Origin of the sequence: Mesorhizobium sp. B2-4-12, assembly GCF_006441575.1 — a bacterium.
Classification (GTDB): domain Bacteria; phylum Pseudomonadota; class Alphaproteobacteria; order Rhizobiales; family Rhizobiaceae; genus Mesorhizobium.
The window spans coordinates 1-7,966 of record NZ_VFVC01000091.1 but is presented as its reverse complement, the minus strand read 5'-3'; the positions used below and the strand labels follow the sequence as shown (position 1 = coordinate 7,966).

Here is a 7,966-nt window from a genome sequence, read left to right as displayed (position 1 = left end):
AGAAAACCGTTACCCATGCAATCGGTCCATCCTGTTACCTATCTATCCGGTTCGGACACCGGCACCTTCTCCCCGTATAGCGACGGGGAGAAGGAGGCTGGCCGCAACCTCGGCGTTTTTTCAGCAACGCTGGCGATCGGCGAAATCGTCGATGAGAGCGTCCTCTCCCCGTCACTATACGGGGAGAGGATGCCGGCAGGCAGGTGAGGGGCAGCGCCGGCGATTTGTCTTGTCGCGCTTTACCGCGTCGCACGCGCGGCGCGCCCATTACATCATTTCGATGATAGGCGCGATCTCGATGCTGCAGTTCGGCATGGCCAGCATCGGGCAGCCCTTGGCCTTGTCGGCGGCATCGTCGATGTCCTTGGCCTCGATGATCGAATAGCCGCCGGTCGGATTGCTGCCGCCATTGTTCTCGACCTTGCCGCCCGGCAGCACGGTCTTGGACATGCCGACCGGATTGCCGCCGTCGACCACCGCCGAGCCCAGCTTTCCGAACCAGCCATTCCAGGCGTCCATCGCGGCTTTCCGCTCGGCCTCGGTCGCAGGCATCTTGCCGGAGCCATGATATACATAGAGAAATTTCGCCATGTTCTCCTCCTTGTTCAGCGGCATCGAACCGGCATGCGGCCGTGCCGCCCCACCATCATCGGGCCAAAAAGGCAAACACGCAATTAGAATGAGAGATTGCTAATATGTAATCTGGTTGGAGACCCGGTTCTTCACCTTGCCATGGCGTGGTATTCGTCATTCGGGCGCATGTCGATCGCCGCCGCCACCCGGTTCGACATGTTGAAGAAGGCAGCCGTCGAGGCGATGTCCCAGATGTCGCGGTCGCTGAAGCCGGCCTTGCGAAGCGTGGCCCGGTCGACCTCGACGATCTTGGCCGGTTCCTCGGTCAGCTTGACGGCGAATTCGAGCATTGCCGTCTGTCTCGGCGAAAGATCGGCGGCGCGGAAATTCATCACCATCATCTCGCCGAGCGAAGGGTCGCCGGACAGCTGCCGCACCGCCGCGCCATGCGCGGTCAGGCAGTAGTAGCACTGGTTGATGGAGGAGACGGCGACCGCGATCATCTCGCGCTCCAGCTTCGACAGGCCGGAATCGCCGAGCATCAGGTCGTTGTACATGTCGGTGAAGGCGCGCAGCTTCTTGTCGTCGAAGGCATAGGCCTTCAGCACGTTGGGAACGAGCCCGAGCTTCTCCTCGCATTTGGCGAAATAGGCTTTTGTCGGCTCGCTCAGTTCCCCCGTATCGAGATCAAGCGCGGTGATTTTGCCGGTCATGGTTCGTTTCTCCTCGTCGGGCGATGCCTTGCCGCCGAATTCCAGAATTCTTGGCAAGCCGTCAAACCTTTGTCGCCAAATGGCGGTCATCTGCTACCATAGTCACAAAAGCATACGACGGGAGGCAAGAAGCGTCATGGCCAGCGTGAAATCCGCAGCTAAGTCGAAGAAGAGGGCAACGGCGGCGGCGAAGACGGAGGACAGGCCAGCCAGGCTTGCCGATTACCTGCTCGCCCGTGCGCCGGCGGAAGACATCGCCGCTTATCAAGTGGGTGACCTGGAACGCGCCGCCGACCTCGCCGGCCAGGCGGTAGCCCGTCACAAGAAAGGCGAGTGCGTCGTTGCCGTCGAGAGCGATTCCGGCGTCGCCCGCGAAGGCAGGCCGATGACGGTCATAACGGTCGTCAACGACAATATGCCGTTTCTGTTCGATTCCATCCTCGGTGAGATCACCGAGACCGCCGGCGAGCCAACCTTGGTTACCCATCCGGTCATCACGGTGCGCCATGGCAAAGGCGGGGTTGAGGAAATCCTCGGCGACGGCAATTTCGCCAAGGACGACGGCAGCCACGACCGGCTGAGCGTCATCCACGTCCATATCCCGCGGCTGACCGCGGAGGCGGCAAACGCCTTGGCCGAGCGGCTGCGCAAGATGCTTGGCCAAGTGCATGCGGCCGTCAACGACTGGAAACCGATGCTGGCCCGGCTCGATCAGGCGATCTCGGAGTTCCGCTATTCGGCTGTGCCGCTCGACAAGAAGAGCGTTGCAGAGGCGATCGCCTTCCTGGAGTGGCTGCGCGACGACAATTTCACCTTCCTCGGCATGCGCGAGTTCAAATATACCGGCGGCGAGGAAAGCGGCACGCTGGAGCGCGCCGACAAGCCCGGGCTTGGTATCCTGTCCGATCCCGACGTGCTGGTGCTCAGGCGCGGCACTGAAGCGGTGACGACAACGCCTGAGATTCGCGCCTTCCTGCACGGGCCGGAGCCGTTGATCGTCACCAAGGCCAATGCCAAGTCTTCCGTGCACCGCCGCATCTATCTCGATTACATCGGCGTCAAGACCTACACCACCAAGGGCGGGTTGTCGGGCGAACTGCGCATCGTCGGCCTGTTCACCTCGACCGCCTACACGCGCTCGGTGATGAAAATCCCGTATCTCAGGTCCAAGGCCGAAGCCATTATCGCCAAATCCGGTTTCGACCGGCACGACCATTCCGGCAAGGCGCTGATCAATGTGCTGGAGAGCTATCCGCGCGACGAATTGTTCCAGGTGCCGGTGCCGATCCTAAGGAAGCACGCCGCGGCCATCCTCGGCCTGATCGAGCGGCCGCGGGTCAGGGCGCTGGTGCGCGCCGACCAGTTCGACCGCTTCGTCTCGATCCTCGTCTTCGTGCCGCGCGACCGCTACGACAGCGTGGTACGCGAGAAGGTCGGCACCTATCTCAAGACCGTGTTCGAAGGCCGGCTGTCGGCCTATTACCCGGCCTTCCCGGAAGGCGGGCTGGCGCGTGTCCACTTCATCATCGGCCGCTCCGGTGGCAAGACGCCCAAGGTCGAGCAGGCGACGATCGAGGCGGCGATCCGCGATATCGTCCGCACCTGGGAGGACGCCCTTTCCGAGGCGGCTGAGGCTAGCGGCAGCGACCCGGCGTTGAAAGCCATCGCCGCAAGGCTGCCGGAAAGCTACCGCGATTCGTTCAGCGCGGCGGTGGCGCTGGTCGATGCCGGGCGCATCGCCAGGATCAGCGCCGCCAACCCGATCGCCATCGACTATTATCGCCATGGCGAGCAGAAGCCGCACCAGGCTGCGCTGAAGATCTATCATCATGGCAGCCCGGTGGCGCTGTCGCGGCGGGTGCCGGTGCTGGAAAATATCGGTTTTCGGGTGATCAGCGAGCGTACGTTCGAGGTCGGCGACGACGCGACCGGCATGGTCTTCATCCACGACATGGAGTTGGAGAACAGCTACGGCAAGCCGATCGATCTTGCCGATGGCGGCGCGCTGTTCGAGGACGCGTTCCTGTCGGTGTGGCGCGGCGACGTCGACAATGACGGCTATAACGGCCTTGCCCAGACCGCCGGCCTGTGGTCTGAAGAAATCACCATCCTGCGCGCCTATGGCCGCTATCTGCAGCAGGTCGGCATTCCGCAAAGCCAGGATTTCATCGCCGCTGCGCTTAACCGCTACCCGGAGATCGCGCGCGGCCTGCATGCGCTGTTCATCGCCCGGCTTGGGCCGACGGCCGAGACGGAAGGCGTGGTGGCGGCGAAGCACCTCAAGGCCAAGATCAAGGATGCCTTGGAAGATGTGCCCAACATTGATGATGACACCATCATCCGCCGCTATCTCAATTTGATCGAAGCCTCGCTGCGCACCAATCATTTCGTTACCGATACGAAACAGAAGGGTCAATCGCTGGCGATCAAGCTCGACTCGCAAGCGGTCGAGGGATTGCCGGCGCCGCGACCGTGGCGCGAGATCTTCGTCTACGGCTCCGAGGTCGAGGGGCTGCATCTGCGCTTCGGCCCGGTGGCCCGTGGCGGCCTGCGCTGGTCGGACCGCGCCCAGGACTACCGCACCGAAGTGCTTGGCCTGGTCAAGGCGCAGCAAGTCAAGAATGCCGTCATCGTGCCCGTCGGCGCCAAGGGCGGCTTCTATCCCAAGAAACTGCCGATGAGCGCCGGCCGCGACGCGATCTTCGAGGCCGGCACCTCGGCCTACAAGAACTTCGTCTCCAGCCTGTTGTCGATTACGGATAATATCGGGCTGGAGGGTGTCATTCCGCCGGCTGGCGTGGTGCGCCGCGACCAGGACGACCCCTATTTCGTCGTCGCCGCCGACAAGGGCACGGCGACCTTCTCCGACACCGCCAATGCCATCAGCGAAAGCCATGGTTTCTGGCTGGACGATGCTTTCGCCAGCGGCGGCTCGGCCGGCTATGATCACAAGAAGATGGGCATCACCGCCAAGGGCGCCTGGGAAGCGGTCAAGCGGCATTTCCGCGAAATGAACCGCGACATCCAGACCTCGCCCTTCACCGTCGTCGGCGTCGGCGACATGTCCGGCGACGTGTTCGGCAACGGCATGTTGTTGTCGCCAAAAACGAGGCTGATCGCCGCCTTCGACCATCGCGACATCTTCATCGATCCAGATCCCGACATGGAGGCGTCGATGGCCGAGCGCCAGCGCATGTTCGCGCTGCCACGGTCGAGCTGGCAGGATTATGACAAGACCAAGCTGTCGGAAGGCGGCATCATCGTTTCGCGCAGCCAGAAGTCGATCACCTTGCCGGCCGCGGCTGCGGCGGCGATCGGCCTTGCCAAGACGACAGCCACGCCGGTCGAGATCATGACCGCCATCCTCAAGGCGCCGGTCGACCTGCTGTGGTTCGGCGGCATCGGCACCTATCTGCGGGCCTCGACCGAGACCAATGCCGATGTCGGCGACCGGGCCAACGACGCCATCCGCATCACCGCGCTCGACGTGCGCGCCAAGGTGATAGGCGAGGGCGCGAACCTCGGCGTCACCCAGCGGGCGCGCATCGAGTTCGGAATGAATGGCGGCCGCTGCAATTCCGATGCCATCGACAATTCCGGCGGCGTCAACTGCTCCGACGTCGAGGTCAACATCAAGATCGCCCTGGCATCCGCCATGCGCAAGGGATCGTTGACGCGTCCGGCACGCAACAAGCTGCTGGCCGAGATGACCGAGGAGGTCGGCGGGCTTGTTCTGTCCAACAATTACGAGCAGACGCTGGCGCTTTCCATTGCCCGCAAGCGTGGCCTCGCCGACATCGCGCATCAGGCCCGGTTCATGTCCGCGCTCGAAGCGCGCGGCCTGCTCGACCGTGCCGTGGAAACACTGCCCTCGCCGGCGGCACTCGCCGAACGCGAAGCACGCGGCGAGCCGCTGACCAGAGCCGAACTCGGCGTGCTGCTCGCCTATGCCAAGATCGTGCTGTTCTCCGACATCGTCGCCAGCGACGTGCCGGACGACGCGCATTTCGACCGCGACCTGATGGGCTATTTCCCGGACCGGATGGCGAAGAAATACGCGTCCGAGATCCATGGCCACAGGCTGCGCCGGGAGATCATCGCCCGTGTCGTCGCCAACGACCTCGTCAATCGCGGCGGCCCGTCCTTCGTCAACAGGCTGCAGGAGGCCACGGGCCGCACCGCCGCCGATGTGGTGCGCACCTTCGCCGTGGTGCGCGACGGCTTCGCGCTGCCGGCGCTCTATCGCGAGATCGACGCGCTCGACAACCAGATCGACGGCCAGGTGCAGCTCGATCTCTATCAGATTGTTAGCCGGCTGATCTATATGAGCAGCGGCTGGTATCTGAAGAACGATGCCGGCATGGCGCCGCTCGGCCAGCGCATCGCCGAACTGCAGGAGGCGCGCAAGGCCCTGGAGCCCAAGCTCGTTTCGCTGCTGCCGGCTTTCTCGCGCGAGCGGATCGAGGAGAAGCGGCACGGGCTGTTCAAGGCCGGTGCGCCGGAACGGCTGGCCGAACAGCTGGCATTGAGCGAAGTGGCGGAACTGATCCCGGACATCGCGCTGACGGCACGCATGGCCGGCGCCGATATCGTCGCGGCCGCCAAGGCGTTCTTCGCCGTCAGCGATGCCTTCCGCATTCCGCGTGTCGAGGACGCCGCGCGCTCGATCACGCCTTCGGATTATTACGACCAACTCGCACTGTCGCGCGCCACCGACACGATCGGCGCGGCGCGGCGCGGCATCGCGGTCGCCGCGCTCACCAGTCATGCCAAGGCGGCCGATCCGGTGGCCGCCTGGCTGGAAGCCGGCGGCGAGCGGGTGGCGCGCATCCGCGAGCGGCTGCAGGCGCTGACCGAGGGCGGCGACATCACCGTGTCGCGGCTGTCGGTGGCGTCCGGGCTGATGAGCGATCTGACGGGGATGTGACGAATTCTTGCGGAGGTGGTGCCGCCCCTCATCCGGCTGCCGCCACCTTCTCCCCGTATAGTGACGGGGAGAAGGGAACCGGCCGGGAGGCCGGCGCTCATTCTGCCACGTCGACGATTGGCGAAATCCTCGGCGACAGCGTCTTTCTCCCCGTCACTTTACGGGGAGAAATGCCTGGCAGGGCGATGAGGGGCAGCGCGACGCTTGTCATTTGCATGAGCATCGGAAACATGCAGACATGGCGCCCGACACGGGCCGAGCGGGTGCCAGGGGAGTCAGGATGGCGGTAGAGACAATGCAGCGGGCGTCCGGGCGCGGCATCTGGGGATGGATGTTCTTCGACTGGGCGGCGCAGCCGTTCTTCACGGTCGTCACCACCTTCATCTTCGGTCCCTATTTCGTCTCGCGCATGGCTGCCGACCCCAACACCGGCCAGGCGGTCTGGGGCTACGGCATCGCCGCGGCCGGGCTGGTGATCGCGGTTCTATCGCCCATTCTTGGTTCTATCGCCGACCAGACAGGGCCGCGTAAACCGTGGATCGCCTTCTTCGCCGCCGTCAAGATCACCAGCCTTAGCTTGCTCTGGTTCGCCGCGCCCGGCTCGAACCTGTTCCTGATCGTGGCACTGTTCTCGCTGGCGTCGGTCGCGGCGGAATTCTCCACCGTGTTCAATGATTCGATGATGCCGCGCCTGGTGCCGAAGAGCGAGATCGGCCGCATCTCCAACACGGCCTGGGGCCTTGGCTATCTCGGCGGCATGATCGCGCTGATCTTCGTGGTGACATGCCTGGCTGGTTCGCCCGAGACCGGCAAGACCATCATCGGCCTCACCCCGCTGTTCGGGCTCGATCCGCATCTGGGCGAAGATGCCCGCGCCACCGGGCCGCTGTCGGCCGGCTGGTACTTCCTGTTCATCCTGCCGATGTTCTTCTTCACGCCGGACGCCATCAAGGGCATTCCGATCGGGCCGGCGGTGCGCGAGGGGCTGTCGGAGCTGAAATCGACGCTGGCCGAGGTGCGCCGGCGCGGCGGCATCTTCCGCTTCCTCGTCGCACGGATGATCTATCAGGACGGCGTCAACGCGCTGCTGGCGCTCGGCGGCACGTTCGCGGCGGGCATGTTCCACTGGTCGATCACCGAGATCGGCATGTTCGGCATCATCCTCAATATCGTCGCCATTTTCGGCTGCTGGATCGCGGCGCGGCTGGATACCGCGCTCGGCTCCAAGGCGGTGGTGATGATCGCGCTGGTGATGCTGTCGGTCGCCACCATCGGTATCATCTCGACGGGGCCGGGCTTCACCCTGCTCGGCCTGGTACCGCTCTCGACAACCGATTCAGGCGGCCTGTTCGGCACGGCGGCTGAGAAAGCTTATATCCTGTACGGCCTGTTGATCGGCCTGGCTTTCGGACCGGTGCAGGCGTCGTCGCGTTCCTACATGGCGCGCAGCGTCACGGCGGCGGAATCCGGCCGCTATTTCGGCATTTACGCGCTGGCCGGCCGGGCGACCAGTTTCCTGGCGCCGTTCCTGGTGGCGACCATCACCGCGCTCAGCGGTTCGGCGCGGCTCGGCATGGCGGTGATCATCTTGTTTCTCGGCATCGGCATGGCGATCCTGGCGAGGACGCCATATCCGGCGGATCGGCCGGCGGGGTGAGTTTACCCTCCCCCCTTGTGGCTAGCGTGCGCACACATTTGATTTGGCGGTGGTCAGTATGGGTTTGCAAGGACGAAGCCCTCAACAATGGCGTGG

The 7,966-nt window shown here is 64.2% G+C and carries 5 protein-coding genes; 3 read left to right on the top strand and 2 right to left on the bottom strand.

The annotated features are described in order from the left end of the window. On the top strand, positions 1 to 207 hold a 207-nt coding region (locus FJ934_RS28250; protein ID WP_210241980.1), incomplete at its 5' end, for a hypothetical protein. Positions 208 to 267: 60 nt separating this feature from the next. On the opposite strand, the gene FJ934_RS27625 is transcribed toward FJ934_RS28250, so the two are convergent. Together FJ934_RS27625 and FJ934_RS27620 are read right to left on the bottom strand one after the other, a co-directional pair. Next, the gene (locus FJ934_RS27625) at positions 268 to 591 is read right to left on the bottom strand and encodes a YciI family protein (protein ID WP_140613560.1); all 324 of its coding nucleotides are present in this window, start codon (positions 589 to 591) and stop codon (positions 268 to 270) included. 131 nt (positions 592 to 722) lie between these two features. Further along, positions 723 to 1,286, bottom strand: a complete 564-nt coding sequence (locus FJ934_RS27620) for a peroxidase-related enzyme (RefSeq protein ID WP_140613559.1) — start codon at positions 1,284 to 1,286, stop codon at positions 723 to 725. A 136-nt stretch (positions 1,287 to 1,422) separates the two neighbouring features. Here FJ934_RS27620 and FJ934_RS27615 point away from each other — a divergent pair, with 136 nt between their 5' ends. Together FJ934_RS27615 and FJ934_RS27605 are read left to right on the top strand one after the other, a co-directional pair. Continuing rightward, positions 1,423 to 6,213, top strand: coding sequence for an NAD-glutamate dehydrogenase (locus FJ934_RS27615; protein WP_140613558.1), 4,791 nt, complete (start codon positions 1,423 to 1,425; stop codon positions 6,211 to 6,213). A 280-nt stretch (positions 6,214 to 6,493) separates the two neighbouring features. Then, on the top strand, positions 6,494 to 7,870 hold the full coding sequence (locus tag FJ934_RS27605; protein WP_140613557.1) for an MFS transporter: 1,377 nt from the start codon (positions 6,494 to 6,496) through the stop codon (positions 7,868 to 7,870). Positions 7,871 to 7,966: the final 96 nt, after the last annotated feature.

Excerpts from the sequence above, each read along its gene's own strand:
- FJ934_RS27620 (WP_140613559.1), bottom strand. The coding sequence starts at position 1,286 with ATGACCGGCAAAATCACCGCGCTTGATCTCGATACGGGGGAACTGAGC.
- FJ934_RS27615 (WP_140613558.1), top strand. The coding sequence starts at position 1,423 with ATGGCCAGCGTGAAATCCGCAGCTAAGTCGAAGAAGAGGGCAACGGCG.
- FJ934_RS27625 (WP_140613560.1), bottom strand. The coding sequence starts at position 591 with ATGGCGAAATTTCTCTATGTATATCATGGCTCCGGCAAGATGCCTGCG.
- FJ934_RS27605 (WP_140613557.1), top strand. The coding sequence starts at position 6,494 with ATGGCGGTAGAGACAATGCAGCGGGCGTCCGGGCGCGGCATCTGGGGA.